General features: G+C 67.1%; 20 protein-coding genes. 12 read left to right on the top strand and 8 right to left on the bottom strand.

What is annotated here, in order from left to right; translation table 11 throughout:
- The first annotated feature begins 1 nt into the window (after position 1).
- Positions 2 to 556, top strand: coding sequence for a hypothetical protein (locus BLW05_RS16045; protein WP_093164001.1), 555 nt, complete (start codon positions 2 to 4; stop codon positions 554 to 556).
- On the opposite strand, the gene BLW05_RS16040 is transcribed toward BLW05_RS16045, so the two are convergent.
- The 3 genes from BLW05_RS16040 to BLW05_RS16030 form a co-directional block, all read right to left on the bottom strand.
- Positions 553 to 1485, bottom strand: a complete 933-nt coding sequence (locus BLW05_RS16040; protein ID WP_256330329.1) for a formylglycine-generating enzyme family protein — start codon at positions 1483 to 1485, stop codon at positions 553 to 555. The genes BLW05_RS16045 and BLW05_RS16040 overlap by 4 nt on opposite strands.
- Positions 1478 to 2122, bottom strand: a complete 645-nt coding sequence (locus tag BLW05_RS16035) for a response regulator transcription factor (RefSeq protein ID WP_218135171.1) — start codon at positions 2120 to 2122, stop codon at positions 1478 to 1480. Before BLW05_RS16035 ends, BLW05_RS16040 begins: the two co-directional genes overlap by 8 nt.
- A gap of 164 nt (positions 2123 to 2286) precedes the next feature.
- Positions 2287 to 3243: a LysR family transcriptional regulator gene (locus BLW05_RS16030; RefSeq protein WP_093163998.1), complete on the bottom strand. Its 957-nt coding sequence runs from the start codon at positions 3241 to 3243 to the stop codon at positions 2287 to 2289.
- A gap of 88 nt (positions 3244 to 3331) precedes the next feature.
- Here BLW05_RS16030 and BLW05_RS16025 point away from each other — a divergent pair, with 88 nt between their 5' ends.
- From BLW05_RS16025 to BLW05_RS15985, 9 genes are all read left to right on the top strand, one after another.
- Positions 3332 to 4783: an aldehyde dehydrogenase family protein gene (locus tag BLW05_RS16025; protein ID WP_093163997.1), complete on the top strand. Its 1452-nt coding sequence runs from the start codon at positions 3332 to 3334 to the stop codon at positions 4781 to 4783.
- A gap of 61 nt (positions 4784 to 4844) precedes the next feature.
- On the top strand, positions 4845 to 5810 hold the full coding sequence (locus BLW05_RS16020; RefSeq protein ID WP_093163995.1) for an ABC transporter substrate-binding protein: 966 nt from the start codon (positions 4845 to 4847) through the stop codon (positions 5808 to 5810).
- Positions 5811 to 5974: 164 nt separating this feature from the next.
- Positions 5975 to 7048: a multiple monosaccharide ABC transporter substrate-binding protein gene (gene chvE, locus BLW05_RS16015; RefSeq protein WP_093163993.1), complete on the top strand. Its 1074-nt coding sequence runs from the start codon at positions 5975 to 5977 to the stop codon at positions 7046 to 7048.
- Between the two features lie 86 nt (positions 7049 to 7134).
- Positions 7135 to 8658, top strand: coding sequence for a multiple monosaccharide ABC transporter ATP-binding protein (gene mmsA / locus BLW05_RS16010; RefSeq protein ID WP_305516680.1), 1524 nt, complete (start codon positions 7135 to 7137; stop codon positions 8656 to 8658).
- Positions 8648 to 9868 (top strand): multiple monosaccharide ABC transporter permease, encoded by a 1221-nt coding sequence (gene mmsB / locus BLW05_RS16005; RefSeq protein ID WP_093163990.1) that lies wholly within the window; start codon positions 8648 to 8650, stop codon positions 9866 to 9868. The genes mmsA and mmsB overlap by 11 nt, the downstream gene beginning before the upstream one ends.
- A complete protein-coding gene (locus BLW05_RS16000) occupies positions 9865 to 11382 on the top strand; it encodes a sugar ABC transporter ATP-binding protein (protein ID WP_093163989.1) in 1518 nt (505 codons plus the stop codon). The genes mmsB and BLW05_RS16000 overlap by 4 nt, the downstream gene beginning before the upstream one ends.
- A 133-nt stretch (positions 11383 to 11515) precedes the next feature.
- On the top strand, positions 11516 to 12559 hold the full coding sequence (locus BLW05_RS15995; RefSeq protein ID WP_093163987.1) for an ABC transporter permease: 1044 nt from the start codon (positions 11516 to 11518) through the stop codon (positions 12557 to 12559).
- Positions 12560 to 12641: 82 nt separating this feature from the next.
- Positions 12642 to 13667 carry a galactofuranose ABC transporter, permease protein YjfF gene (gene yjfF, locus BLW05_RS15990; RefSeq protein ID WP_093163986.1) on the top strand — a complete coding sequence of 342 codons (1026 nt, stop codon included), beginning with the start codon at positions 12642 to 12644 and terminating at the stop codon, positions 13665 to 13667.
- A 132-nt stretch (positions 13668 to 13799) separates the two neighbouring features.
- Complete coding sequence (locus tag BLW05_RS15985; RefSeq protein ID WP_093163984.1) at positions 13800 to 15533, top strand: IlvD/Edd family dehydratase; 1734 nt, start codon at positions 13800 to 13802, stop codon at positions 15531 to 15533.
- A 123-nt stretch (positions 15534 to 15656) separates the two neighbouring features.
- Here the strand turns inward: BLW05_RS15985 and BLW05_RS15980 are convergent, their stop codons facing one another.
- The 5 genes from BLW05_RS15980 to cphA (BLW05_RS15960) form a co-directional block, all read right to left on the bottom strand.
- A complete protein-coding gene (locus BLW05_RS15980) occupies positions 15657 to 17168 on the bottom strand; it encodes a CYTH and CHAD domain-containing protein (protein ID WP_256330328.1) in 1512 nt (503 codons plus the stop codon).
- A gap of 30 nt (positions 17169 to 17198) precedes the next feature.
- Positions 17199 to 17450 (bottom strand): hypothetical protein, encoded by a 252-nt coding sequence (locus tag BLW05_RS15975; RefSeq protein ID WP_093163981.1) that lies wholly within the window; start codon positions 17448 to 17450, stop codon positions 17199 to 17201.
- Positions 17451 to 17555: 105 nt separating this feature from the next.
- Positions 17556 to 18020 carry a hypothetical protein gene (locus BLW05_RS15970; RefSeq protein WP_093163980.1) on the bottom strand — a complete coding sequence of 155 codons (465 nt, stop codon included), beginning with the start codon at positions 18018 to 18020 and terminating at the stop codon, positions 17556 to 17558.
- A gap of 155 nt (positions 18021 to 18175) precedes the next feature.
- Positions 18176 to 20746, bottom strand: coding sequence for a cyanophycin synthetase (cphA, locus tag BLW05_RS15965; RefSeq protein ID WP_093163978.1), 2571 nt, complete (start codon positions 20744 to 20746; stop codon positions 18176 to 18178).
- 4 nt (positions 20747 to 20750) lie between these two features.
- Positions 20751 to 23045 carry a cyanophycin synthetase gene (cphA, locus tag BLW05_RS15960; protein WP_093163977.1) on the bottom strand — a complete coding sequence of 765 codons (2295 nt, stop codon included), beginning with the start codon at positions 23043 to 23045 and terminating at the stop codon, positions 20751 to 20753.
- 73 nt (positions 23046 to 23118) lie between these two features.
- Between cphA (BLW05_RS15960) and BLW05_RS15955 the strand changes: the two genes are divergently transcribed.
- Entirely contained in the window at positions 23119 to 25395 is a 2277-nt protein-coding gene (locus BLW05_RS15955; RefSeq protein ID WP_093163975.1) for a cyanophycin metabolism-associated ABC transporter, read from the top strand.
- Positions 25392 to 25856, top strand: coding sequence for a cyanophycin metabolism-associated DUF1854 family protein (locus BLW05_RS15950; protein ID WP_093163974.1), 465 nt, complete (start codon positions 25392 to 25394; stop codon positions 25854 to 25856). The genes BLW05_RS15955 and BLW05_RS15950 overlap by 4 nt, the downstream gene beginning before the upstream one ends.
- Positions 25857 to 26020 lie beyond the last annotated feature (164 nt).

Below are 26020 nucleotides of genomic sequence, written 5' to 3'. Positions count from 1 at the left end.
CATGAACCTGAGACTGGTCCTGCTGCTTCGGGGGGCGATCAGCCTGCTCTTCGTGGCCTACCTGCTGGTCGTGCCGATGTCCGCCGAAGCGCAGCAGGGGTTGGGACGCAACGGCTACTTCGCGCTCGTCGACGGGCTGATCGGTGCGGCACTCTGGTTCACGGTGTCCAAGTACCCGCCGGGGCGATGGCTCTCCTCGCTGGTGTTCGCGGATGCGGTCCTGCGCGTCGTGATCGGCGTGTTCGGTCTGACCAATCCAGGGATCCAGTCTCGCGTGCTCGGCTCGGTGGCCTATTTCGGCGTGGTCATCGTGTTCTGCATCGTGCTGGGCGCGGCCGGGATCATCTACGCCCTCACCAAGGGCAGGCAGCCCCTGCCGAACGGCCGGCGCAGCGGCGCGCTGCCGCTGTTCATCGTCAGCCTGGCGACGCTGCTCTTCGGACTGGCGCTGATCCTCGGCCTCGCGACCGAAGACAGCCGGCGCTCGCTCATGGTCGCGCTGACCGGGGTGCTGGGGCTGACCTATCTCGTCACCGGCCTGCGATTGAAGCGCTAGCGCACGATGCAGCGGAACCCGAGGTGGCTGGTCGCGGTGTCGATCGGCTGCGCCATGCGTGCGGCGGGCCGGTAGCGATGGCAGTAGTTGGGCGCGCACAGGTGCGAGCCGCCCTTCATCACGCGGCGCGGGATCCGGGTCTGCGGCGTGCGCGGGTCCCAGCTTTCCTCGGGCGGGCCGCCGCGAGGGTTGTCGAGCGTGCAGCAGGCGTATGCGATCTTCCCGTGCTCCTGGTACCAGTCGGTGGTCCATTGCCACACGTTGCCCGCCATGTCGTACAGGCCGAATCCGTTGCGCGGAAACGCACCGACCGGCGAGGTGCCTTCGTAGCCGTCCTGCATCAGGTTCTGCCACGGAAATTCGCCCTGCCAGGTGTTGGCCATCAGCTTGCCGCTCGGCGCGAATTCATCGCCCCAGCAGTACTGCTTGCCCTCGAGGCCGCCGCGCGCGGCGTATTCCCATTCGGCTTCGGTCGGCAGTTCCTTGCCGACCCAGCGCGCATAGGCCTCGGCGTCCTCGAAGCCGACATGCACCACCGGGTGCTTCCACAGGCCCTGCAGCGAGCTGCCCGGCCCGCGCGGATGACGCCAGTCGGCGCCCGGCACGTAGGTCCACCAGTTGTGCGTGTTGCGCATGTCCACCGGCCCGGCAGTCTTGCGGAACACGACCGAGGAAGGCACGAGCATCGAAGGGTCCGCGCCCGGATAGTCCTCCGGGTTCGCCGGCCGCTCGGCGAGCGTGACGTGCCCGGTGGCATCGACGAATCGCTTGAACTCGGCGTTGGTGACGACGTGGGTGTCGATCCAGAAGCCTGGCACCGACACCTTGTGGGCCGGCGCCTCTTCCGCGTAGTGATGGTCCGAGCCCATGAGAAAGGTGCCGGCGGGCACCCAGACCATCCCGGCGCGGCCGGGGCCGCAGTCAGGCACTGGCCGGGACATCCAGCTGGACGACCGCGCGGACCAGGTCGGCCAGCGAGCTCACGCCCATCTTCGACATCACATGCGCGCGATGGGCCTTGACGGTCCGCTCCGCCGCGCCGAGCTCGGCGCTGATCTGCTTGTTGAGCGCACCGCTCACCACCATGTCGAGCACCTGCCGCTCGCGCGGGCTCAGCCGCGCATAGCGGTTCTGGAGATCGGCCAGATGCCGGCGGGTCTTGCGCCGTGCGGCGTCTTCGGCCACCGCCTTGTTGACGACCGACACCAGCGTGTCGCCGTCGACAGGCTTGAAGAGGAAGTCGGCTGCACCGGCCTTCATCGCGCGCAGGGTCTCGTGCACGGTGGCCTCGGCGGTCACGAAGATCACCGGCAGCGGCTCGGGCTGCGTGGCGACCATTTCCTGAAGATCGAGCCCGCTGGGCCCGGGCATGTGGATATCGAGCACCAGGCACCCGGGTGCGCTCCCGATGCCTTCGAGCAGCATCGCGCCCACCGAGCTGTACTCCGCGACATGATGGCCCGCCGCCTGGAGCAGCCGGCGCACCGCGCGCCGAAAGGCCACGTCGTCATCGATGAGCCGGATGACCGGCATTTCCTCCGCTGGGTTCAAGGTCGGATCGCTCATTCCTTTTCTCCAGTTCCGCATGGCAGCTTGTTGTTAAGGCTTCGTTCAGCCATGCCCGGTGCATTGAACACTCGCCATTGGGTGCGTGGCAACCTGCCCTTTGGTGTAGGCCACTGTCAAAAGCTTGAAAAACTAGTCGTTTTGTACTATGCGTGCGATCGGCTTCAGTCCTCCAACCGCTTGCCGTAGGCAGCGAAGCTCTCCGCCTTCAGCGCCTTCATCATGACCTTCGCCGCCGGCGACAGCAGTCGGTCGGTGCGGGTGATGATGCCGAAGGCGTCCATGTGGCAGGGCATCTCCACCGGCAGCAGCGCGACGATGCCGTGCGCCGCGTAGTAGCGCGCCACGTCGGATGCGAGCACCGCCACCATGTCGCTCTGCTGCAGCATGCGCGTGATGAAGAGCAGCGCCGCGGTCTCGATCACGTTGATCGGTGGTGCGAGGCCTTCTTCCTGGAACATCAGGTCGAAGCGGTGCCGCAGCACGCTGCCGGCGGGCGGCACGATCCAGCCGGAGGAGACGAGGTCGCGCAGGCCGAGCCCGCTCATGCTCAATAGCGGATGGCCCGGCCGCACCAGCGCGCAGATCGGTTCTTCGGTGAGCGCCTCGTAGCGCAGGTTCGTCTTGTCGTGCTCGGCAAAGAGCCGCGCGACCAGCAGGTCGAGCTTGCCCTGCTCCAGTCGTTCGAGCAGTACCGGGCTGGTCTCGATCTCGAGTGACACCCGCAAGTTGGGATGCTCACGCTTCACCGAGGCCACCGCCGGCGGCAACAGCACCAGCCCCGGTGCGGTGATCGCGCCGAGCTTGACCTGCCCCGCGCCGCCGGCCTTGAGCGCCATCAGTTCGTCGTGCGCCTGGTTGAGGCTCGCGAGCGCGATGCGCGCGTGGCGGATCATCGTCTCGCCGTACCAGGTCGGCTGCATGCCGCGCGGAAGGCGTTCGAACAGCGACACCTGAAGCACGTCCTCCAGATCCTTCAGCAGCTTCGAGGCCGCGGGCTGGGTCATGTTGAGGACCTGGGCAGCACGATGGATGTTGCCTTCCTCCGCGAGCGCGACCAGCAGCAGAAGCTGCCGGGTCTTGAGCCGCGCACGGATGAACCAGTGCGTGTAGTTGGTCATGGGGTTTACCTGAATGCCGGTTCTGGTATCGATTCCATCCAAATCTTGATTGGAAAGATATCGGGGCGATTCCTAGACTCGCCCCACCTTGAAACGCAACGAGCTCCAGCAACGCACACGGCAGTTCATCAACGGCCGATGGGAAACGGGCGTGACCACCGGGATCAGCCGGAACCCGTCCGACACGCGGGAAGTGGTCGCCGAATATTCGCGGGCCGATCGCAACCAGACCAACCAGGCGATCCGCGCGGCGGCCGATGCCTTTCCGCACTGGAGCCACTCCACGCCACAGCGTCGCGCCGATGTGCTCGACCAGATCGGCAGCGAGATCCTCGCGCGGCGCGAGGATCTCGGCATGCTGCTTGCGCGCGAGGAAGGCAAGACCCTGCCCGAAGCCGTCGGCGAGGCGGCGCGCGCCGGGCACATCTTCAAGTTCTTCGCCGGCGAGGCGCTGCGGGCCGGGGGCGAGATGCTCGCTTCGGTGCGTCCCGATGTGCAGGTCGAGATCACGCGCGAGCCGGTCGGCGTGGTCGGCCTCATCGCGCCGTGGAACTTTCCGCTGGCGATTCCCGCCTGGAAGATCGCGCCCGCGCTCGCCTACGGCAACAGCGTCGTCTTCAAGCCGGCCGAGCTGGTGCCGGCCTGTGGCTGGGCGCTGGCCGAGATCATCAGCCGTTCGGCGCTGCCGGCGGGCACGTTCAATCTCGTGATGGGGAGCGGCCGCGAAGTGGGGCAGGCGATCGTCGACCATCCGCTGGTCGATGCGATCAGCTTCACCGGCTCGGTGCCGACCGGCGAACACATCCTGCAGGCTGCCGCGCGGCGGCGTGCGAAGGTGCAGCTCGAGATGGGCGGCAAGAACCCGCTGGTGGTGCTCGCGGATGCGGACCTCGATCGCGCGGTCGACTGCGCGGTGCAGGGCGCGTATTTCTCGACCGGCCAGCGCTGCACCGCATCGAGCCGCCTGATCGTCGAAGCCTCGGTGCACGACGCCTTCGTGGTGCGGCTGCGCCATCGGCTTGCCGCGCTCAAGGTCGGCCATGCGCTCGAGCGCGGCGTCGACATCGGTCCGGTGGTCGATGCGTCGCAACTCGAACAGAACCTCGCAGCCGTCGCGAACGCCACGGAAGAGGGCGCAGAGCATGTCTGGGGCGGCGAGCGGCTGGCGCGCGCGAGCGACGGCTACTTCATGAGCCCGGCGCTCTTCCTCGCACGGCCCGAGCATCGCGTGGCGCGCGAGGAGATCTTCGGCCCCGTCGCCTGCGTGCTGCAGGCCGATGACTACGAGCATGCGCTCACGCTCGCCAACGACACGCCCTTCGGCCTGTGCGCGGGCATCTGCACCACGTCGCTCTCGCGGGCTTCGCATTTCAAGCGCCATGCCCGCGTCGGCATGACCATGGTCAACCTGCCGACCGCGGGCGTCGACTACCACGTTCCTTTCGGTGGCCGGAAGGCCTCCAGCTACGGCCCGCGCGAGCAGGGCCGCCATGCCGCGGAGTTCTACACCACCGTCAAGACCGGCTACGTGCTGGCCTGATTGATCGAGATAACAACAACACCGAAGACTTCTTTCACCACCACGTCAACCAGGAGACAACATGAAACTGAACCGTCGCACGCTCAACATCGCACTTGCAACCGCGTCGCTGTCTTCGCTGCTGCCTGTCACCGCGCTGGCGCAGAAGAAGATCGTGCTGGGCTTCGCCCAGGTTGGCGCGGAAAGCGAATGGCGCACCGCCAACACCGAGTCGATCAAGTCGGCCGCGAAGGAGTCCGACATCGACCTGAAGTTCTCCGATGCGCAGCAGAAGCAGGAGAACCAGATCAAGGCCATCCGCTCCTACATCGCCCAGAAGGTCGACGTCATCGCCTTCTCGCCGGTCGTCCAATCCGGCTGGGACCCGGTGCTGCAGGAGGCCAAGGCGGCCGGCATTCCGGTGGTGCTGACGGACCGCGCGGTCGACAGCAAGGACACCTCGCTCTACGTGACCTTCATGGGCTCGGACTTCGTCGAGGAAGGCCGAAAGGCCGGCCGCTGGCTGGTCGAGAAGGAAAAGGACAACAAGGGCGAGGTCAATATCGTCGAGTTGCAGGGCACGGTGGGCTCGGCGCCCGCGATCGACCGCAAGAAGGGCTTCGAGGAAATCATCAAGGCCGATCCGAAGTTCAAGATCATCCGCTCGCAGACCGGCGACTTCACGCGCGCGAAGGGCAAGGAAGTGATGGAGGCCTTCCTGAAGGCCGAGGGCAAGAAGATCAATGTGCTCTTTGCGCACAACGACGACATGGCCATCGGCGCGATCCAGGCCATCGAGGAAGCGGGCATGAAACCGGCGCAGGACATCGTGATCATCTCGATCGATGCCGTGAAGGGCGCCTTCGAAGCCATGATGGCCGGCAAGCTCAACGTGTCGGTGGAATGCAGCCCGCTGCTGGGCCCGCAGCTCATGAGCGCGGTGAAGGACATCAAGGCGGGCAAGCCGATTCCGAAGCGCATCCTGACCAAGGAAGGGATCTTCCCGATGGAGGTCGCGAAGGCCGAGTTCCCCAGCCGGAAGTACTGACCCCCAGGCTCGAAGGCCTGGCTTACCCCCAGGCTCGCGCACTTCGTGTCGCTCTCCACCCCCTTTCAGGGGGCGCTCCCAGCGGCCCGGCAGAGCCGGTTCCGCGGGAGCCCACCAACTGCGGCGCGCTGCGCGGCCGCCTTGCATTCTTAGAGGAGACGTTGATGAAAAGAGACTTTTTGAAGGCCTTGTTGGGCGGCGTGGCGGCCGTCGTGGTGATGGGGCTGGCGCCTGCGGCGCAGGCGCAGGACAAGGGGCTGGTCGCGATCTCGATGCCGACGAAGTCGTCGGCGCGGTGGATCGCGGACGGGGGGAACATGGTCAAGTACTTCAACGAGAAGGGGTACAAGACCGACCTGCAATATGCCGAGGACGATATTCCGAACCAGCTCGCGCAGATCGAGAACATGGTGACGAAGGGGCCGAAGGTGCTGGTGATCGCGGCGATCGACGGGACGACGTTGTCCGATGTGCTGCAGAAGGCCGCGGACAAGGGGATCAAGGTCATCGCCTACGACCGGCTGATCCGCGGATCGAAGAACGTCGACTACTACGCGACGTTCGACAACTTCCAGGTCGGGGTGCTGCAGGCGCAGTACATCGAGCAGGCGCTGAAGCTCAAGGAAGGCAAGGGCCCCTACAACATCGAGCTCTTCGGCGGCTCGCCGGATGACAACAACGCGTTCTTCTTCTACAACGGCGCGATGTCGGTGCTCAAGCCCTACATCGACAGCGGCAAACTGGTGGTGCGCAGCAAGCAACTGGGCATGGACAAGGTCTCCACGCTGCGCTGGGATGGCGCGGTGGCGCAGGCGCGCATGGACAACCTGCTGTCGGCCTACTACACGAAGGACCGCGTGGATGCGGTGCTGTCGCCGTACGACGGACTCTCGATCGGCATCATCTCCTCGCTCAAGGGCGTGGGCTACGGCACCGCGCAGCAACCGATGCCGGTGGTGACCGGGCAGGACGCGGAAATCCCTTCGGTCAAGTCGATCCTCAAGAAGGAACAGACTTCCACCGTGTTCAAGGACACGCGCGAACTCGCCAAGGTGACGGTGAACATGGTGGACGCGATGATGGCCGGCAAGGCGCCGGAGGTGAACGACACCAAGACCTACAACAACGGCGTGAAGGTCGTGCCTTCGTACCTGCTCAAGCCGTTGAGCGTGGATGCCACGAACTGGAAGCAGGCGCTGGTCGATACCGGCTACTACAAGGAAAGCCAGATCAAGTAGCAGCCGCCAAGGCGATGCGGGGCCGGACGATCAGCCATCGGCCCCGCAGGCTCGAAGGAGACAGGGTGAACGATGTGATTCTGGAGATGCGCGGCATCACCAAGACCTTTCCGGGGGTCAACGCGCTCGACAACGTCAACCTCGCGGTGCGCGCGGGCGAGATCCATGCGGTGGTCGGCGAGAACGGCGCGGGCAAGTCCACGCTCATGAAGGTGCTGAGCGGCGTGTATCCCTGCGACTCCTACGAGGGCGAGATCCACTTCGAAGGCGAGCTGCGCCGCTTCCGGGACATCGCCGACAGCGAGAAGCTCGGCATCATCATCATCCACCAGGAGCTTGCGCTGGTGCCGCTGCTGTCGATCGCGGAGAACATCTTCCTGGGCAACGAGACCGCGCGCGGCGGCGTGATCGACTGGTTCGAGGCCTATGCGCGCACGCGTGAGCTGCTGGCGAAGGTGGGGCTCAAGGAGCCGCCGACCGCGCTGATCACCAACCTGGGCGTCGGCAAGCAGCAGTTGGTCGAGATCGCGAAGGCGCTATCGAAGAGGGTCAAGCTGCTGATCCTGGACGAGCCCACCGCGAGCCTGAACGAAAGCGACAGCGACGCGCTGCTGAAGCTGCTGCTGGAGCTGAAGGCGCAGGGCATCGCGTCGATCCTCATCTCGCACAAGCTCAACGAGATCGCCAAGGTTGCGGACTCGATCACGGTGCTGCGCGACGGCGCGACGGTCGAGACCATGGACTGCCGCACCGCGCCGATCAGCGAGGACCGCATCATTCGCGGCATGGTCGGGCGCGATATGGCGCACCGTTACCCGGAGCGCACGCCGGACATCGGCGAGGTCATCTTCGAGGTGCGCGACTGGCGCGTGCACCATGCGCTGCATGCGGACCGCGAGCAGATCAAGGGCGTGAACCTCAACGTGCGCCGCGGCGAGATCGTCGGCATCGCGGGCCTGATGGGCGCGGGCCGCACCGAGTTCGCGATGAGCGTGTTCGGGCGCTCCTACGGGCAGCGCATCAGTGGCTCGGTGCACATGCACGGCAAGGAAGTGGACGTGAGCACGATCCGCAAGGCGATCGACCACGGCATCGCCTACGTCACCGAGGACCGCAAGAGCGCGGGGCTGGTGATCGAGGAGGACATCCGCAAGAACGTGAGCCTGGCGAATCTCGCGGCGATCTCGGAGCGCGGCGTGATCGACGATGCGCGCGAGTTCAAGGTCGCGAACGACTACCGGCGTGCGTTGAACATCCGCTGCCCCAGCGTGGACCAGCGTGTGGTGAACCTCTCGGGCGGCAACCAGCAGAAGGTGGTGCTGAGCAAGTGGCTCTTCACGGAGCCCGAGCTGCTGATCCTCGACGAGCCGACGCGCGGCATCGACGTGGGCGCCAAGTACGAGATCTACACCATCATCGACAAGCTCGCGAGCGAGGGGAAGGGCATTCTCATGATCTCGTCGGAACTGCCCGAACTGCTCGGCATGTGCGACCGCATCTACGTGATGAACGAAGGCAAGTTCGTCGCCGAATTTCCTGTGGCCGAGGCATCGCAGGAAAAAATAATGCGAGTGATTGTGGCTTCCGGGAGCAGCGTCCATGCCGCCTGACGTCGAAGCGGTCAAGCCCGCAACACCGATCACCCCGCCGGCGAGCGGCGCCGCCGCCGAGCACGCGGGCTTCATCAAGAACAACCTGCGCGAATACGGCATGCTGATCTCGCTGGTCGCGATCATGGCGCTGTTCCAGGTGCTGACCGACGGCACGCTGATGCGACCGCTGAATCTCACGAACCTGCTGCTGCAGAACAGCTACATCGTGATCATGGCGCTGGGCATGCTGCTGGTGATCGTGGCGGGGCACATCGACCTGTCGGTGGGTTCGGTCTGCGGCTTCATCGGCGCGCTGGCCGCGGTGCTGATGGTGGAATACGGCTGGCATTTCGTGCCGACCTTCATCGTGTGCCTGGTGGCTGGCGGCGTGATCGGCGCGGCGCAGGGCTGGTTCGTGGCCTTCTTCAGGATTCCCTCCTTCATCGTCACGCTGGCGGGCATGCTGGTGTTCAAGGGGCTCACGCTGGCGCTGCTGGCGGGCCAGTCGGTCGGGCCTTTCCCCGAGGCCTTCCAGAAGCTCAGTTCCGGCTTCGTGCCCGACGTGCTGGGCGGCGAGAGCCTGCGCACCACCTCGCTGCTGCTCGGCGTGCTCGCGGCCGGCGCGCTGGTGTTCTTCAAGATGCGTGGCCGCGCACGCCTCGTGGAGCACGGCATGGCGCAGGAGCCCTATGCCTTCTTCCTGCTCAAGAACCTGTTCTTCGCGGGCGCGATCCTGCTGCTGAGCTACCTGCTCGCGACCTACAAGGGCTTGCCCAACGTGCTGATCGTGATGGCGGTGCTGATCGTCGCGTACGACTTCGTCACCAACCGCACCACCATCGGTCGTCGCATCTACGCGCTGGGCGGCAACGAAAAGGCGGCGCGGCTGTCCGGTATCAAGACACAGCGGCTGGCGTTCCTGACCTTCGTGAACATGGGTGTGCTCGCGGCGCTGGCGGGGCTGGTGTTCGCGGCGCGACTGAACACCGCCACACCCAAGGCCGGGCTGGGCTTCGAGCTCGACGTGATCGCCGCCTGCTTCATCGGCGGCGCATCGGCCTCGGGCGGCGTGGGCAAGGTCATGGGCGCGGTGATCGGTGCCTTCATCATGGGTGTGATGAACAACGGCATGTCGATCCTTGGCATCGGCATCGACTACCAGCAGGTCATCAAGGGGCTGGTGCTGCTCGCCGCTGTCTTCATCGACGTCTACAACAAGAACAAATGACGAGCACCACAGCATCCTCCGACGCGCCGGTGCTCCAACTCACCGGCATCGACAAGCAGTTCAGCGGCGTCGCGGCACTGCGCGGGGTCTCGCTGCGGCTGCGCGCGGGCGAGATCCATGCGCTGATGGGGCAGAACGGCGCGGGCAAGTCCACGCTGATCAAGGTGTTGACGGGCGTGTATGCGGCGGATGCCGGCGAGATGACGCTCGCCGGCCAGCCGATCCGTCCGGCTTCGCCGATCGAGGCGCAGAAGATGGGCATCAGCACCGTCTACCAGGAGGTGAACCTCTGTCCGAACCTCTCGGTGGCGGAGAACATCCTCGCGGGCCGCTATCCGCGCCGGGGGCTGCGCATCGACTGGACTGCGGTGAACCGCGAGGCGCGGGCGCTGCTCGCCCGGCTGGACGTGGACATCGACGTGTCGCGGCTGTTGTCGAGCTACTCCGTGGCGGTGCAGCAGATGGTGGCGATCGCGCGTGCGCTGGGGCTGTCGTCCAAGGTGCTGATCCTCGACGAGCCGACATCCAGCCTGGACGACGACGAGGTGCAGAGCCTCTTTGCGGTGCTGCGGCGCCTGCGTGGCGAGGGCATGGCGATCCTCTTCGTCACGCACTTCCTCAACCAGGTCTATGCGGTGTCGGATCGCATCACGGTGCTGCGCAATGGCGCCCTGGTCGGCGAATGGCCGACCAGCGAGCTCGGCCCGCAGGCGCTGATTTCGGCGATGGTCGGGCGCGAGCTCGCGGCGCAGGCGACGGGGCCGGCGCAATTGCCGGTCGTCGACGAAACAGCGGCCACCGTGCTGGAGGCCGAAGGCCTCGGCCAGCACGGCCAGTTGCAACCTGTGGATCTGCGTGTGCGCAAGGGCGAGGTGGTCGGACTCGCGGGGCTGCTCGGCTCGGGCCGCACCGAACTCGCGCGACTGCTCTTCGGCCTCGCGAAGCCCGATCGCGGCACGTTGCGCATCGATGGCGTGGCGGTGGGGCTGGGCAGTCCCGCCGATGCGGTGCGCCACGGTCTCGCGCTGTGCCCCGAGGAGCGCAAGACCGACGGCATCGTGGCCGATCTTTCTTTGCGCGAGAACATTGCGCTCGCGCTGCAGGCGCGCCGCGGCGTGCGAAACACGCTCACGCGCGCCGAGCAGACCGCACTGGCGGAACGCTTCGTCAAGGCACTGGGCATCAAGACCGCGAGCGTCGATACGCCCATCGGCCTGCTGTCGGGCGGCAACCAGCAGAAGGCGCTGCTGGCGCGCTGGCTCGCGACCGAACCGCGCCTCTTGATCCTCGACGAGCCGACGCGCGGCATCGATGTGGCGGCCAAGCAGGAGATCATGGACGAGATCCTGCGCCTGGCGCGCGGTGGCATGGCGGTGATCTTCATCTCGTCGGAGATGAACGAAGTGGTGCGGGTCTCGCATCGCATCGCGGTGCTGCGAGAGCGGCGCAAGGTGGGCGAGCTACCAGCAGGAACGAGTGAAGACGCGGTCTACGACCTGATCGCCGCGGAATAATGACTCACCCCCAGGCTCGCGCACTTCGTGTCGCTCTCCACCCCCGACCGGGGGCAAACCCGGCGGCCCGGCCGCGCCGGTTCCGCGGGGTTCCTGGCAAGGGGTGCAACGCGCAACGCGGTGGAGCATCGAAATGAGCACCATCTTTCGCCACCGGCTCGCATGGCCGGTCATCACGCTCTTGATCCTGCTGGCGATCAATGCGGCGTTCAATCCGAACTTCCTGCGCATCGAGGTGCGCGACGGGCATCTGTACGGCAGCCTGATCGACATCCTCAACCGTGCGTCGCCGCTGGTGCTCGTGTCTCTCGGGATGACGCTGGTCATCGCCACGCGCGGCATCGACATCTCCGTGGGCGCGGTGGTCGCCATTGCTGCGGCATTGGCCGCGTGGATGATCGGCGGCTCGCTGGTCGTCAACAACGGCGCCGCCGCGCAGGTGAGCCGCTTCCCGATGTGGATGGCGATCCTCGCGGCGCTCGGCGTGGCGGCGATCTGCGGGCTGTGGAACGGGCTGCTGGTGGCGCGCGTCGGCATGCAGCCGATCATCGCGACGCTGATCCTCATGGTGGCGGGGCGCGGCATCGCGCAGCTGATCACCGGCGGGCAGATCATCACGATCTACTACAAGCCGTTCTTCTTCATCGGGAGCGGGTATCTGTTCGGGCTGCCGTTCTCGGTCTACATCGCGGCGCTGGTGTTCGCGCTGGTCTATCTTGCGATCACGCACAGTGCGCTGGGACTCTTCGTGCAGTCGGTCGGCATCAACCCGAGCGCGGCGCGCGTGGCAGGCGTGCGGGCGCGGCGCATCATCGCCGGCGCGTACGTGTTCTGCGGCTTCTGCGCGGGGGTCGCCGGGCTGCTGATCAGCTCCAACGTCAAGAGCGCGGACGGCAACAACGCCGGGCAGCTGCTGGAGCTCGATGCGATCCTCGCGGTCACGCTCGGCGGCACTGCGCTGACCGGCGGGCGGTTCAGCCTCGTCGGGAGCGTGATCGGTGCGCTCATCATCCAGACGCTGACCTACGGCATCTATTCGCTGGGCGTGCCGCCGGAGATCAACCTCGTGGTGAAGGCGGCGGTGGTCTTCGTCGTCATGCTGCTGCAGTCGGCCGAGTTCCGCGCGAGCATCCGGCAACTCGTGCAGCGCCCGGCGCGCGGGGAGTGGGTGCGATGAGCGCAGTGCCGGACCGCTCCAAGCAAGCTCGCGCCCCCTCGGGGGGCAGCGAGGACACGAAGTGCCGAGCGTGGGGGAACCCATGAGCGCAGTCGTTCCTGAATCCACCGCAGTGCGCGCGAAGGCCGGCATCGCGCCCGGGACGCGCCCGCGCACGCGCTTCAACCCGAAGTACCTGCCGCTGGCCGCCACCATCTCGCTGTTCGTGCTGATGGGGACGCTGGGCTCGGTGTTCTACGACGGCTTCTTCTCGCTGCAGGTGTTCCTCAACCTGCTGGTCGACAACGCCTTTCTCTGCGTCGTCGCGGTGGGCATGACCTTCGTGATCCTTTCTGGCGGGATCGACCTGTCGGTCGGCTCGGTGATCGCACTCACCACCATGGTGTCCGCCTCGCTGGTCGAGAAGCACGGCTGGAGCCCCGCGATCGTGATTCCGCTCGTGCTGGCGATGGGCACGCTCTTCGGCGCCTTCATGGGGCTGCTCATCGAGCGCTTCCGGCTCCAGCCTTTCATCGTCACGCTGGCGGGCATGTTCCTCGCGCGCGGGCTTTGCTATCTCATCAGCATCGATTCGATCAGCATCACCAACCCGTTCTACTCGGAAATCGCGCAGTGGCGGCTGCCGGTGTGGGGCACTGCATCGATCTCGCTCAGCGGACTGATCGCGCTCGGGGTGGTGGCGATCGCGGTGTTCGTCGCCCACTACACGCCCTTCGGCCGCGCGGTGTACGCGATCGGCGGCAACGAGCAGTCGGCGGTGCTGATGGGGTTGCCGGTGCGCTCGACCATCATCGGCGTCTACACGCTGTCGGGCTTCTGCTCGGCGCTGGGGGGTGTGGTCTTCACCTTCTACATGCTGTCGGGCTACGGCTTGCACGCTGTGGGCCTGGAGCTCGATGCCATCGCGGCCGTGGTGATCGGCGGCACGCTGCTGACGGGCGGCGTCGGCTACGTGGTCGGCACGCTGTTCGGCGTGCTGATGCTCGGGATCATCCAGACGCTCATTTCCTTCGACGGCACGCTGAGTTCATGGTGGACGCGCATCGTGGTCGGCGTGCTGCTGTTCATCTTCTGCCTGCTGCAACGGCTCTTCACCGCGCGGGAATGAAAGCCACCCCCAGCCTCGCCCACTTCGTGTGGCTCTGCACCCCCTCAAGGGGGCGCACCGGTGCGGCCCGGCAAAGCCGGTTCCGCCGGTGCCTGCGAATGGGCCTGTCATCTCATTCATGGAATCCATCGCATGTCCGACAAGAAACTCAGCAAACTTCGCTCCGCCGACTGGTTCGGCCCGGCCGACAAGAACGGCTTCATGTACCGGAGCTGGATGAAGAACCAGGGCATTCCCGATCATGAATTCGACGGCCGGCCGATCATCGGGATCTGCAACACCTGGTCGGAGCTCACGCCGTGCAACGCGCACTTCCGCAAGATCGCCGAGCATGTAAAGCGCGGTATATCAGAAGCGGGCGGCTTTCCGGTGGAGTTTCCGGTGTTCTCCAACGGCGAGTCCAACCTGCGTCCGACAGCGATGCTCACCCGCAATCTCGCGAGCATGGATGTCGAAGAGGCGATTCGCGGCAACCCGATCGATGCGGTGGTGCTGCTCGCCGGTTGCGACAAGACCACGCCCGCGCTGCTGATGGGCGCGGCGAGCTGCGACATTCCCGCGATCGTGGTGTCGGGCGGGCCGATGCTCAACGGCAAGCTGGAAGGGCGCGACATCGGCTCCGGCACCGCGGTGTGGCAACTGCATGAAGCGATGAAGGCCGGCGAGATCGACGTGCATCAGTTCCTCTCGGCGGAGGCGGGCATGTCGCGTTCGGCGGGCACCTGCAACACCATGGGAACCGCGTCGACGATGGCCTGCATGGCCGAAGTGCTCGGCGTGGCGCTGCCGCACAACGCGGCGATTCCGGCGGTCGATGCGCGCCGCTATGTGCTCGCGCAGATGTCGGGCATGCGCGCCGTGGAGATCGCGCGCGAGGGGCTGACGCTGTCGAAGATCCTCACGCGGGAGGCCTTCGAGAACGCGATCCGCACCAATGCGGCGATCGGCGGATCGACGAATGCGGTGATCCACCTCAAGGCGATCGCCGGCCGCATCGGCGTGCCGCTCGAGCTGGAGGACTGGACGCGCATCGGTCGAGGCACGCCGACGCTGGTGGACCTGATGCCCTCGGGCCGCTTCCTGATGGAAGAGTTCTATTACGCCGGCGGCCTGCCGGCAGTGCTGCGCAGGCTCGGCGAGCACGGCCTGCTGCCGCATCCGGATGCGCTGACGGTCAACGGCCGGTCGCTGTGGGACAACGTGCGCGATGCGCCGAGCCACAACGACGAAGTGATCCGCCCCATCGACAGGCCGCTGATCGAGGACGGCGGCATGTGCATCCTGCGCGGCAATCTTTCTCCGCGCGGTGCGGTGCTCAAGCCATCGGCGGCCTCACCCGAGCTGCTCAGGCACCGCGGGCGCGCGGTGGTGTTCGAGGACTTCGAACACTACAAGTCGCGCATCGTCGATGAATCGCTCGACGTCGATGCCAGTTCGGTGCTGGTGATGAAGAACTGCGGGCCCAAGGGCTATCCGGGCATGGCCGAGGTCGGCAACATGGGACTGCCGCCGAAGTTGCTGCGCCAGGGCATCAAGGACATGGTGCGGATTTCCGATGCGCGCATGAGCGGCACCGCCTACGGGACCGTGGTGCTCCATGTCGCACCTGAAGCGGCGGCTGGCGGCCCGCTCGCGGTGGTGCGTGACGGCGACTGGATCGAGCTTGACTGCGAACAGGGTCGGCTGCATCTCGACATCAGCGATGCGGAGCTTGCCGATCGGCTTGCGGCCGTCACACCGCCGCAGGAAAAGGGCAGCGGCTACCAGCGGCTCTACGTCGACCATGTGCTGCAGGCCGACGAAGGCTGCGACTTCGATTTCCTCGTCGGCTGCCGCGGCTCGGCGGTGCCCAAGCATTCGCATTGAAGCTCACCCCCAGGCTCGGGCACTTCGTGGCGCTCTCCACCCCCTCTCCGGGGGCAACCCCGGCGGCCCGGCCAAGCCGGTTCCGCGGGGTTCCTGGCATTTGTGCGTGTGCCGGAGACCGAGCTACTTCCAGAAGGGCTGCGCCTTCGCGATCTCGTCGAGCGCCTTGCGGCATTCGGCGGCGCTGGCGGGCTGGCGCGCGCTCAGCCAGCCGACAGCGAACCACGAGCGTCCGTCGTGTGGCGTGTTGTCGCGGTATGCGGCGATGGCGACCGCGTTGTCGTTGTGCCGCCCGAGTGCGTCCTGCGCCGGTTCGAGCTTCTTGAGGTAGCGCTTCGCAGCGCGCGAGCCGAAGAGCGGCGCAACGAATTCACCGAGGTAGCGCAGGCGCTTGAGCCGCTTGCGCACACGGTGCTGCGCGTGCGGTTCGAGTGCTTCGTAGCGCTGGCCGTCGCGCACGACCTGGCGGTGCAGTTTCGAGAGCTGCTTGCGCAAGGGCTTGCGGGCGGAGGCGGGTGGTGCGGGTGGATTTTCGGCGGTGTCCTCGTCCGCAGCTTCGGCCGGCAAGGTGGCGGCGACGAGTCCGAGCAGCGCGTTCTGGAATTCGGCGTTGCGGACCACGTCGGCGGGCGCGGGCGGCGGTACCTTGTCGGCCCAGTCGATCGGCGGCGCGCCGACCGCCTCCAGACGCGGCTGGACCTCCTGCAGCAGATGATCCCGGTCGCGTTGGCGGCCAAGGGCGCGGAACGCAGTCACCAGTGCGGACTCCCAGGCCGGATCGATCAGCGACGGTGCGAGCGCCCCCATCTCGCGCAGCGCGGTGCGCAGCCGACGGATGCCGACGCGCAACTGATGCACGTGCTCGGGGGCGATGCTGCCCGCGGCGACCTCGCACGCATTGGCGAGGATCTGTGACAGGCAGGTCTTCATGACCGCGCAAAGCACCTGCGCCGCGTCGTCGGTGTCGTCTTCGAGGCTGGGCGGCTCAGCCTTGACCGGGTCGCCGAATCGCGCACCCCTGGCCAGGCGCTCGCCGCGCGCGGACTTCGACACCGTGTCGAGCCAGAGCGCGTAGCGGTTGCGCCAGCGATGGGCGAGCTCGAGCATCGAACGGGGGCTGCCGCTCTTCAGCTCGATCTCGAGCTCGCACAGCGCGTGCGAGCGTTCGCCTGCGCTCACCTCGCCGTGATCGAAGGCGAGCTCGACCAGGGCGTCGCCAGTGCGCATTTCGCGCGTGGTGCGGCGCACGTCGGTGCCGTAGAGCGCGACGAGTTCCACCGTTGCGGGATCGTGTCCGGCCTTGCGGAGCGCATCGTGGACCAGCGCGCCGACGGGTGTGCCTTCGTGGCGCTCGATGCGCGGCACCGGCACTTCGCGCGCGCTGGCGGGCGGCAGCTCGACGTTGTGCTCATGGCGTTCGAGCAGCGTGCCGCCCGGCGCCTTCGCGGTCTGCCACCAGGTGCGGCCTTCCTTGCGCAGGCGCAGCACGATGCGCTGTGCGGCGAGTGCCCCATCGGCCGTGTCGAAGTAGCGGGCGCGCAGACGCGCGACGTGCGAGCGGCCGCGGCCCACAGCCGCTTCGACCGCTGCGCGTTGCTGGGGGTCGATCTGGAACTTGAGTTCGAATTCGGTCACTGGTCGGTCAATGGCCCGCATCAGCCGGCGTCAGTGCTGCAGTTCGCGAACCTGCAGCGAAAGATCGAACAGCTTGGACTTGCTGGCGTAGTACCGGTCGAGCCGCCATTCCTTCAGGATGTCGATGGCCAGCTGGAAGCTCTTGTAGTCGAGGTCGTACAGGTGCACCAGTTCGAAGCTGCTTTCCGCTTCGAGCGCGAGCACGAGCCTCGCCAGGATCTGTGCCGACTCGTTGGTCGGGTCGGTTTCGATGAAGCGACGCGCGACCTTGATGGCATTCATGGGGAACTCTCCTCGATTGAGATAGCCCACGAATATAGCCACCGGGCCCCGCCTCATTGTTACCGTTTTGTGACAGTCGGGGCGCGTAGCTTGTCGATGCGAAACCTATCGTGCCGGAGCAGGCATCGGCATCGGGCTCTGCATCGGCGCGGGCCGCGTCGCGGGCATCGGTACCTCCTGGGGCACAGGTGCCGGCAGGGGTGCGACCGTTGCTGCGGATACGGGCACCGGCGTTTCGGTCGTGCGGATCACGCCGCCGCCCAGCACGCTGCCGGTGAGTGTGGTCTGCCCGGTGCCGAGCACGCGTTGCTCGCAGGCCGCCTGGTCGGCCGGGGGCTGGCGGCCGCAGCGGGCCAGTGCGTTCTGGCGCAGCTGGGCTTCGTCCACCTTGGGGAAGCCCCCCTGGCGCGCAGTCTGGGCCGCCGCACCTCTTTCGCGCAAGCAGGCGGCGCGGTCCTGCATCACGCCGTCACAGGGCAGGGAGCCGGATTGGGCCTGGGCCGAAGACGCCATGGCCAAGCCACCTGCAGCGGCAAGAACGGCAAGACACGAACGAACAGCACTCTTCATGGGTCACTCCTTTTCACTGCGGCACGGCAGGGCCGTACCAGGAGTTCAAAGTGTGTGAGGCGGGCTGGCCCGGGGCCAGCGCCCACCGGCGCGCATTCGTGTCGGACAAGACCGGTTAGCGATCGTGGGCGCTTCTTGCGGATGCGCCCGGACGTTCAGCCCTCGGCGATGCGCTTCGCGAGGTGAGCGAGCGCTTCCTCGACCTGATCGACCAGGATCAGCGAGAGATCACCGGGCTGGAGGCGGGCGAGCGCCGAATCGATCGCGATGAACTCGCCGCGGATCTCGTCGATGAAGCGCGTGCGCTTCGCACCTTCGAGGCCCTGGCGCAGGAGCGCCATCACCTCGCCGTCGGCGCGGCCGCGCTGCGCGGCGTCCTGGTAGAGGATGACGTCGTCGAAGGCCTCGCCGAGGATCGCGGTCTGGTCGCGGATGTCGCAATCGCGGCGGTCGCCCGCGCCGCTGATGACGACCGAGCGCTTCTTCGCCGGCATGGTGTCGACGGCCGCCACCAGTGCGCGCATCGCGTCGGTGTTGTGGCCGTAGTCGGCGATCACGGTCGCGCCGCGATAGTCCATCACATTGAAGCGTCCGGGCACGCCGGCGGCATCGTTCTTGAAGCTCGCGAGGCCGCTGCGGATGGTGTCCCAGTCCAGGCCGACGGCCCACGCGGCGGCGATCGAGGCCATCACGTTGTCGACCTGGAAGCCGATGGTGCCGTTGCGCGTGATCTGCACGTCGCGCAGCGGGATGCGTTCGCGCCACGAGCCTTCGGCCGCAACCACCGCGTCCTGGTCGACGTAGACGGTGCGCTTGCCTTGGGCGCGGTGCGTGGCCATGACCGGGTGCTGGCGGTCGGCGGCGAAGAAGATCACGTTGCCGGGGCAGGTGGTCGCCATCGCGGCCACGTTCGGGTCGGCTGCGTTGAGCACCGCATAGCCGCCGGGCGCGACGTTGCGCACGATCACGCGCTTGAGCACCGCGAGGTCTTCCACCGTCGTGATGTAGTTCAGGCCGAGGTGGTCGCCGCTGCCGATGTTGGTCACGACCGCCACCTGGCAGCGGTCGAAGCCGAGGCCTTCGCGCAGGATGCCGCCGCGGGCGACCTCGAACACGGCCGCATCGACGTCCGGATGGAGCAGCACGTTGCGCGCGCTCTTCGGGCCGCTGCAGTCGCCGCTGTCGGTCTGCCGGCCGTCGACGTAGACGCCGTCGGTGTTGGTCATACCGGTGCGCAGGCCGCTGCTCGCGAGCAGGTGGTTGATGAGGCGCGCGGTGGTGGTCTTGCCGTTGGTGCCGGTCACGGCCACGACCGGAATGCGGCCGTCGTCGCCGGGCGCGTAGAGCGTGTCCATCACCGCTTCGCCGACTGCGCGGCCGCGGCCGAACGAGGGCGAGATGTGCATGCGCAGGCCGGGCGCCGCGTTGACTTCGACCACGCCGCCGTGCTGCTCTTCGAGCGGGCGCAGCACGTTCTCGCACACCATGTCGACGCCGCAGATGTGCAGGCCGACCATCTGCGCCGCATCGACGGCGCGGGCGGCGACCTCGGGGTGCACCGTGTCTGTCACGTCGGTGGCGGTCCCGCCGGTGGAGAGGTTCGCGTTGTTGCGCAGCACCACGCGCTGGCCGAGCGTCGGCACGCTGTCGGGCGTGAGGCCCTGCGCTTCGAGGCGGCCGACGGCGATGTCGTCGAGGCGGATCTTGGTGAGCGAGGTCGCGTGCCCTTCGCCGCGGCGCGGGTCCTGGTTGACGATGTCGACCAGCTCGCGCACCGTCTTCGTGCCGTCGCCGATCACCTGCGGCGGATCGCGCCGTGCGGCGGCCACGAGGCGATCGCCCACCACCAGCAGGCGGAAGTCGAAGCCGGGCAGGAATTTCTCGACCATCACTTCGCCGTAGTGCGCGGCGGATGCGAAGGCGGCATTGAGCTGCTCGCGCGTCGTGATGTTGACCGTGACGCCCTTGCCCTGGTTGCCGTCCTGCGGCTTGACGACCACGGGCATGCCGATTTCCTGCGCGGCGGCCCAGGCGTCCTCGAGGTCCTCGACCGGGCGCCCGAGCGGCACCGGCACGCCGGCGGCATTGAGCAGCTGTTTGGTGAGTTCCTTGTCCTGTGCGATCGATTCGGCCACGCCGCTGGTGCTGTCGACTTCGGCAGCCTGGATGCGGCGCTGCTTCGAGCCCCAGCCGAACTGCACGAGGCTGCCGCTGGTGAGGCGTCGATAGGGAATGCCGCGGGCGACCGCCGCATCCACGATGGAGCCGGTGCTGGGGCCGAGCCGTTCGTCTTCGTCGAGGTCGCGCAGTTCGGTGATTGCCGCTGTCGCATCGAATTCGCCGCCCGGGCGCATCGCCGCTTCGATGAGCTGCAGCGCCAGCTTGAGTGCCAGTCGACCGACCGCTTCCTCGCTGTACTGGAAGGTGACCTGGTAGACGCCTTCGTCGACCGTGCGCGAGGTGTGGCCGAAGTTCACCGCGCAACCGGCCTGCGCCTGCAGCGCCACCGCGGCGTTTTCAAGCACGTGCGCCAGTGCCAGCGGCTGGCCGAGCACGATGGGGTGCAGCTCGCCGATGGTGGGGAAGAGGGCGCGCAGGCGATTCTCGAAATCGGGTAGCCGCTCGACGGCGTTCTCATCGCCTTCGCAGCGCACGACGACCTCGATGCAGGTGTGGCGGCTCCACAGGTTGGGGCCGCGCAGGGCGCGGGTACGGATGACTTCCATGAGCTCAGGCGAGTTGTTGTTCAGGAGACAGCAGCGTTTGCGAAAGCTGCAACGATGCGAGCGCCGCCTGTAGGTCGGCTTCGAAGGCTTCCACGCCGGCACCGATCAGGTTCAACGGAATGCCCATCGCCCAGCCTGCGGCAACGGCCGCGAGCAGGCTTTCGAGGCTGACGCCGGCATGCGTCGCGCGCCAGATCGTCAGGCGCCCGAGGCCGGGCAGGAACGACTCGCTCGCGCCGTTGGCGAGCACCACGCGGTCCTGGCGGATCAGCACGGCCTTGCCGCCGTCGGCCTGGTGCCTGGCGAGTGCTTCCGCCTGCGGGTCGGTCGAATAGAAGATCACGCCGCCGTCGCACAGCGGGGCCAGTCCGGCCACGCGCGGATCGGCCGCGTTGAGTACGGCGGTGCCTTCGGGCAGCACCACGTCGACCTGCGTGCGCAGCACCTTGACCATCTGGTCGCTCTCGATGATGTCGAATTCGGAGAGCGCTTCGTAGCCTTCGAGGTCGGTCACGATGCCGACTTCGCAGCGGTCGTAGGCCAGGCCGTCGCGCAGGATGGTCTCGGCGCCGTTCTCGATCACGACCGCCTGCACCGCGCGATTGACCAGCAGGCGGTGGCCGGCTTCCCAGTTGGCGCTGTTGCGCGCATCGACGCGGCGGCGTTCGAGGAAAAGGCCGTCGCGGCAGGCGAGGCCGGTGTGGCGTCCGCCGAGGCCGATCAGCCATGCGACGAGGCGCGACAGCACCGCGGTGTTGCGCGAGCCGGCGACGCCGACCACCGGGATGCGGCCCGGCGCGTCGTCCGGGAAGAGGTGGTCGCAGATCGCGCGGCCCACCGGGCGCGGCGAGCCGACCGCCGGCTTCAGGTGCATCAGCAGGCCCGGGCCGGCGTTGACTTCGACGATCGCGCCGCCCTGGAGGTGGAGCGGCCTCGCGATGTCCTGCGCCACCAGATCGATCCCGGCGATGTCGAGGCCGACGACGCGCGCGGCCAGCACCGCCGCATGCGCGACTTCAGGGTGGACTTGGTCGGTGCAGTCGATCGACATGTTGCCGTTGCGCTGGATCGTGACGACGCGGCCGGCGGCGGGCACCGAGTCGCCGCCCAGGTCCTGGCGCTTGAGTTCGAGCTGCAGCTTGGCGTCGGTCTCGAGAACGATGACGTCCAGCGGGTATTCCTCTTCCGCGCCGCGACGGGGGTCGCTGTTCAGCTGGCTGTCGATCAGCTCCGCGACGGTGGAGCGGCCGTCGCCGGTCACCGTGATGATCTCGCCGCGCGCAGCCGCGACCACCTGGCCGCCGACCACCAGCAGGCGGTGTTCGGACCCACGGATGAAACGCTCGACCATCACGTCGCTGCCTTCCGGCTCGGCGACTGCGAAGGCGGCCATGACTTCTTCGCGCGTGTTCAATTCGAGCGAGACGCCGCGACCATGGTTGGCATCGGAGGGCTTGACCACCACCGGCAGGCCGATGTCCTCGGCGGCTTCCCAGGCTTCCTCGGCATCGGCGACGACCTGACCTTCGGGCACCGGCACACCGCAGCTCGCGAGCAGCGACTTGGTCAGCTCCTTGTCGCTGGCGATCGATTCGCCGATGGCGCTGGTGTAGTCTGTCTCGGCGGTCCAGATGCGCTGCTGGTTGGCACCGTAGCCGAGCTGCACCAGGTTGCCGTCATTCAGGCGCATGTGAGGGATGCCGCGATCGGTGGCGGCGCCGACGATGCAGGCGGTGCTCGGGCCGAGATAGCAGTCCTCGACCTTGGCCTTGACCGCATCGACCGCTTTCTGCACGTCGGGCGCGCCGAAGGGGTCGTTGTTGATCGCTGCCATCAGCAGCTTGTGGCCTTCGGCCAGCGCGACGCGGGCGACCTGCTCGTCCCGCGCGCGGAAGACCATCCGGTAGACGCCGTGTTCCGAGGTGCTCCGGGTTTGCCCGAAGCCGGTCGGCATGCCGGCGAGGTTCAGCAGTTCGATCACCACGTGCTCGAGCACGTGGCCGGCCCAGGTGCCTTCGGTCAGGCGCTGGATGAAGCCGCCGCGCTCGCCGACGCCGCAGTGGTGCTCGATGAGCGCCGGCAGCAGGCCGGTCAACCGCTCGGTGAACCCCGGGATCGTGTTGGACGGATGCTCCTCCAGCTGGCCCAGATCGAGCCAGACTTCCAGCACGGGTCGGTAGGTCCAGAGGTTCGGGCCGCGCAAATAGTTGATGCGCAGCAGTCGGATGTCGTCGAAACGGGTCATGAAAACGTTCGATGTGCTTTGGCCGAGCACTGCGGCGCCCTCAGGCGCGCCCATGGCGATCGGTCAGAATCGGCGCCCGTTGGGCGCCATGAAGGGTCCGGCATCGGGCCGGAGATATAGAAACACAATGCAACATCACGATCCAGTCGGCACCCCGGGGGGCGAATCTGAGGAGGCTTCAGCGGCGCTGGAAAGCCGGCTCCTACCCGCGGAAAACGTTCTGGCGACGCTGCCGGTTGACCTTGACGAGGAACTGCGCTTCGCATCCGGCCTGCTCGCGCTGACCGATCGGCGCCTGCTCGTGCGCAATCCGGGCGGCGCCTGGTTCGAGTGGGCGCTTCCCGCGGAAGGGCTCGAATTGCAGCTTTCCGACCATGCGGGCATCGGCACGCTGGACCTGCTCGATGACAAGGGCCGTCTGGCCCGGTGGCGGTACACCCTGGCACACCAGGCTGCAGCGCTGAGGGTGCACAAGCTGTTCGAGCAGCATGCCGAGCGTGTCGCGCAAGTGACACTGCCGGGCGCCGACGCGGAGGACGGGGCGGGCGAATCCGAACTCCAGGCGCCGCCCTCGACCTGGGTGCTGCTGCGGCTCGGCCGTTTCGCCAAGCCCTATCGCAAGCAACTGATCACCGGGTTCCTGCTGACGCTGGCCTCGACCGCCGCCACGCTGGTTCCGCCTTACCTGACCATTCCACTGATGGACGACATCCTGATCCCGTTCCAGAACGGGCAGCAGATCGCGGTCCACAAGGTGGTGATGTTCCTCGGCGCGCTGCTGGCCGCGGCGCTGGTCGGCTGGGCGTTGGGGTGGGCGCGCACTTACCTGCTGGCGCTGGTGTCCGAACGCATTGGTGCGGACCTGCGCACCACCACTTACGAACACTTGCTGACGTTGCCCCTGGATTACTTCGGGGGCAAGCGCACCGGCGACCTGATGGCGCGCATCGGCTCGGAGACCGACCGCATCAACGTCTTCCTCTCGCTGCACGCGCTCGATTTCCTCACCGACGTGCTGATGATCACGATGACGGCGGTGATCCTGTTCTCGATCAACCCGTTGCTGGCGATCGTCACGCTGGTGCCGCTGCCCTTCATCGCGTGGATGATCCATGTGGTGCGCGACAAGCTGCGCACGGGCTTCGAGAAGATCGACCGGGTATGGAGCGAGGTCACCAACGTGCTGGCTGACACCATTCCCGGCATCCGCGTGGTGAAGGCCTTCGCGCAGGAACAGCGCGAATCCGACCGCTTCCGCGCCGCCAACACCTACAACCTGCAGGTCAACGACAAGCTCAACAAGACGTGGTCGCTCTTCACGCCGAGCGTGTCATTGCTGACCGAAGTCGGGCTGCTGGTGGTCTGGGCCTTCGGCATCTGGCAGGTGGCGCGCGGCCGCATCACGGTGGGTGTGTTGACAGCGTTCATCGCCTACATCGGCCGCTTCTACACGCGGCTCGATTCGATGAGCCGCATCGTCTCGGTCACGCAGAAGGCAGCGGCCGGCGCCAAGCGGATCTTCGACATCCTCGACCATGTGAGCAACGTGCCCGAGCCGGCGAACCCGGTGCAGGTCGAACGCGTGCAGGGCCGCATCGAGATGAGCGATGTTGGCTTTCGCTACGGCAGCCGCGCGGTGATCCGCGACCTCGACCTCGTGATCGAGCCGGGCGAGATGATCGGCCTCGTCGGCCACAGCGGCTCGGGCAAGAGCACGCTGGTCAACCTGATCTGCCGCTTCTACGACGTGACCGACGGCGCGATCAAGGTCGACGGCACCGACATCCGACGTTTCGCGGTGGCCGACTATCGCCGGCACGTGGGGCTGGTGCTGCAGGAGCCCTTCCTCTTCTTCGGCACCATTGCCCAGAACATCGCCTACGGCAAGCCCGATGCGACGCGCGAGGAGATCGTGGCGGCGGCGCGCGCGGCGCATGCGCACGACTTCATCCTGCGACTGCCGCATGGCTACGACTCGCTGGTCGGCGAGCGCGGCCAGGGGCTGTCGGGCGGCGAGCGGCAGCGCATCAGCATTGCGCGCGCGCTGCTGATCGACCCGCGCATCCTGATCCTCGACGAGGCCACTTCGGCGGTCGACACCGAGACCGAGAAGGAAATCCAGAAGGCGCTCGACAACCTCGTGAAGGGCCGCACCACCATCGCGATCGCGCACCGGCTGTCCACGCTGCGCAAGGCCGATCGCCTCGTCGTGATGGACCGCGGCGAGATCGTCGAAGTGGGCCCGCACGATGCGCTCATGGAAAAGCAGGGCGCCTACTGGCGGCTCTACCAGGCGCAGTTGCGTCAGGCCGATGAAGAAGAAAGCGCCGGCGCGGCGGCCGAACGCAGCGCCGTGGCCGTCGCGCTTGGCGCGCACGCAGCCCATCCGGCGGGGGAAGCATGATCGACTTTCAACTCGAACGCGATGCCTTCGGGCGCCTTGTGCTGACGGATGCCGAGGGTGAGCATCACGCAGGTGTCGTGCCGGTGCGCGCCTTTCCGCTGACGGCACCGGACCGCGGCATTTCGCTGGTGGGCCCGGACGGGCGCGAACTCGTCTGGGTCGACCAGATTGCCGACCTGCCCGTGCCGACGCGCGATCTGCTCGTTCAGGACCTGGTGGCGAGAGACTTCGCCCCGACGCTGCAGAAGCTCCACAAAGTGTCCAGCTTCGGCGTGCCGAGCACATGGAGCGTGAGCACCGATCGCGGCGAAACCAGCTTCGTGCTCAAGGCCGAGGAAGACATCCGTCGGCTGGATCGCGGCGCGCTGCTGATCGCGAGCGCGCACGGGCTGCAGTTCCGCATTCCGGACGTCAAGGCGCTGGACCGTCACTCTCGCAAGCTGCTCGAACGGTTTCTTTGACCTACCCCCAGCCTCGCCCACTTCGTGTGGCTCGGGCACCCCCTTCCAGGGGGCAACCCCGGCGGCCCGGCTGAGCCGGTTCCGCGGGGTTCCCGGCGGAATGCGCCTGTAACCGGACCGAACGGCCTGAAGTAGGCGCCTGCGGCCGATGGTGCCAAACTCGC

This window comes from Variovorax sp. YR216 (genome assembly GCF_900107745.1).
Classification (GTDB): Bacteria; Pseudomonadota; Gammaproteobacteria; order Burkholderiales; family Burkholderiaceae_C; genus Variovorax.
This window is presented reverse-complemented; position numbering and strand designations above follow the sequence as displayed.

Excerpts from the sequence above, each read along its gene's own strand:
- cphA (WP_093163978.1), bottom strand. The coding sequence starts at position 20,746 with ATGGAAGTCATCCGTACCCGCGCCCTGCGCGGCCCCAACCTGTGGAGC.
- cphA (WP_093163977.1), bottom strand. The coding sequence starts at position 23,045 with ATGGGCGCGCCTGAGGGCGCCGCAGTGCTCGGCCAAAGCACATCGAAC.
- mmsB (WP_093163990.1), top strand. The coding sequence starts at position 8,648 with ATGCCGCCTGACGTCGAAGCGGTCAAGCCCGCAACACCGATCACCCCG.
- BLW05_RS16035 (WP_218135171.1), bottom strand. The coding sequence starts at position 2,122 with ATGAGCGATCCGACCTTGAACCCAGCGGAGGAAATGCCGGTCATCCGG.
- yjfF (WP_093163986.1), top strand. The coding sequence starts at position 12,642 with ATGAGCGCAGTCGTTCCTGAATCCACCGCAGTGCGCGCGAAGGCCGGC.
- BLW05_RS15985 (WP_093163984.1), top strand. The coding sequence starts at position 13,800 with ATGTCCGACAAGAAACTCAGCAAACTTCGCTCCGCCGACTGGTTCGGC.
- BLW05_RS16045 (WP_093164001.1), top strand. The coding sequence starts at position 2 with ATGAACCTGAGACTGGTCCTGCTGCTTCGGGGGGCGATCAGCCTGCTC.
- BLW05_RS15970 (WP_093163980.1), bottom strand. The coding sequence starts at position 18,020 with ATGAAGAGTGCTGTTCGTTCGTGTCTTGCCGTTCTTGCCGCTGCAGGT.
- BLW05_RS15995 (WP_093163987.1), top strand. The coding sequence starts at position 11,516 with ATGAGCACCATCTTTCGCCACCGGCTCGCATGGCCGGTCATCACGCTC.
- BLW05_RS15950 (WP_093163974.1), top strand. The coding sequence starts at position 25,392 with ATGATCGACTTTCAACTCGAACGCGATGCCTTCGGGCGCCTTGTGCTG.
- mmsA (WP_305516680.1), top strand. The coding sequence starts at position 7,135 with ATGCGCGGCATCACCAAGACCTTTCCGGGGGTCAACGCGCTCGACAAC.
- BLW05_RS16000 (WP_093163989.1), top strand. The coding sequence starts at position 9,865 with ATGACGAGCACCACAGCATCCTCCGACGCGCCGGTGCTCCAACTCACC.
- BLW05_RS16030 (WP_093163998.1), bottom strand. The coding sequence starts at position 3,243 with ATGACCAACTACACGCACTGGTTCATCCGTGCGCGGCTCAAGACCCGG.
- BLW05_RS15955 (WP_093163975.1), top strand. The coding sequence starts at position 23,119 with ATGCAACATCACGATCCAGTCGGCACCCCGGGGGGCGAATCTGAGGAG.
- chvE (WP_093163993.1), top strand. The coding sequence starts at position 5,975 with ATGAAAAGAGACTTTTTGAAGGCCTTGTTGGGCGGCGTGGCGGCCGTC.
- BLW05_RS16020 (WP_093163995.1), top strand. The coding sequence starts at position 4,845 with ATGAAACTGAACCGTCGCACGCTCAACATCGCACTTGCAACCGCGTCG.
- BLW05_RS15975 (WP_093163981.1), bottom strand. The coding sequence starts at position 17,450 with ATGAATGCCATCAAGGTCGCGCGTCGCTTCATCGAAACCGACCCGACC.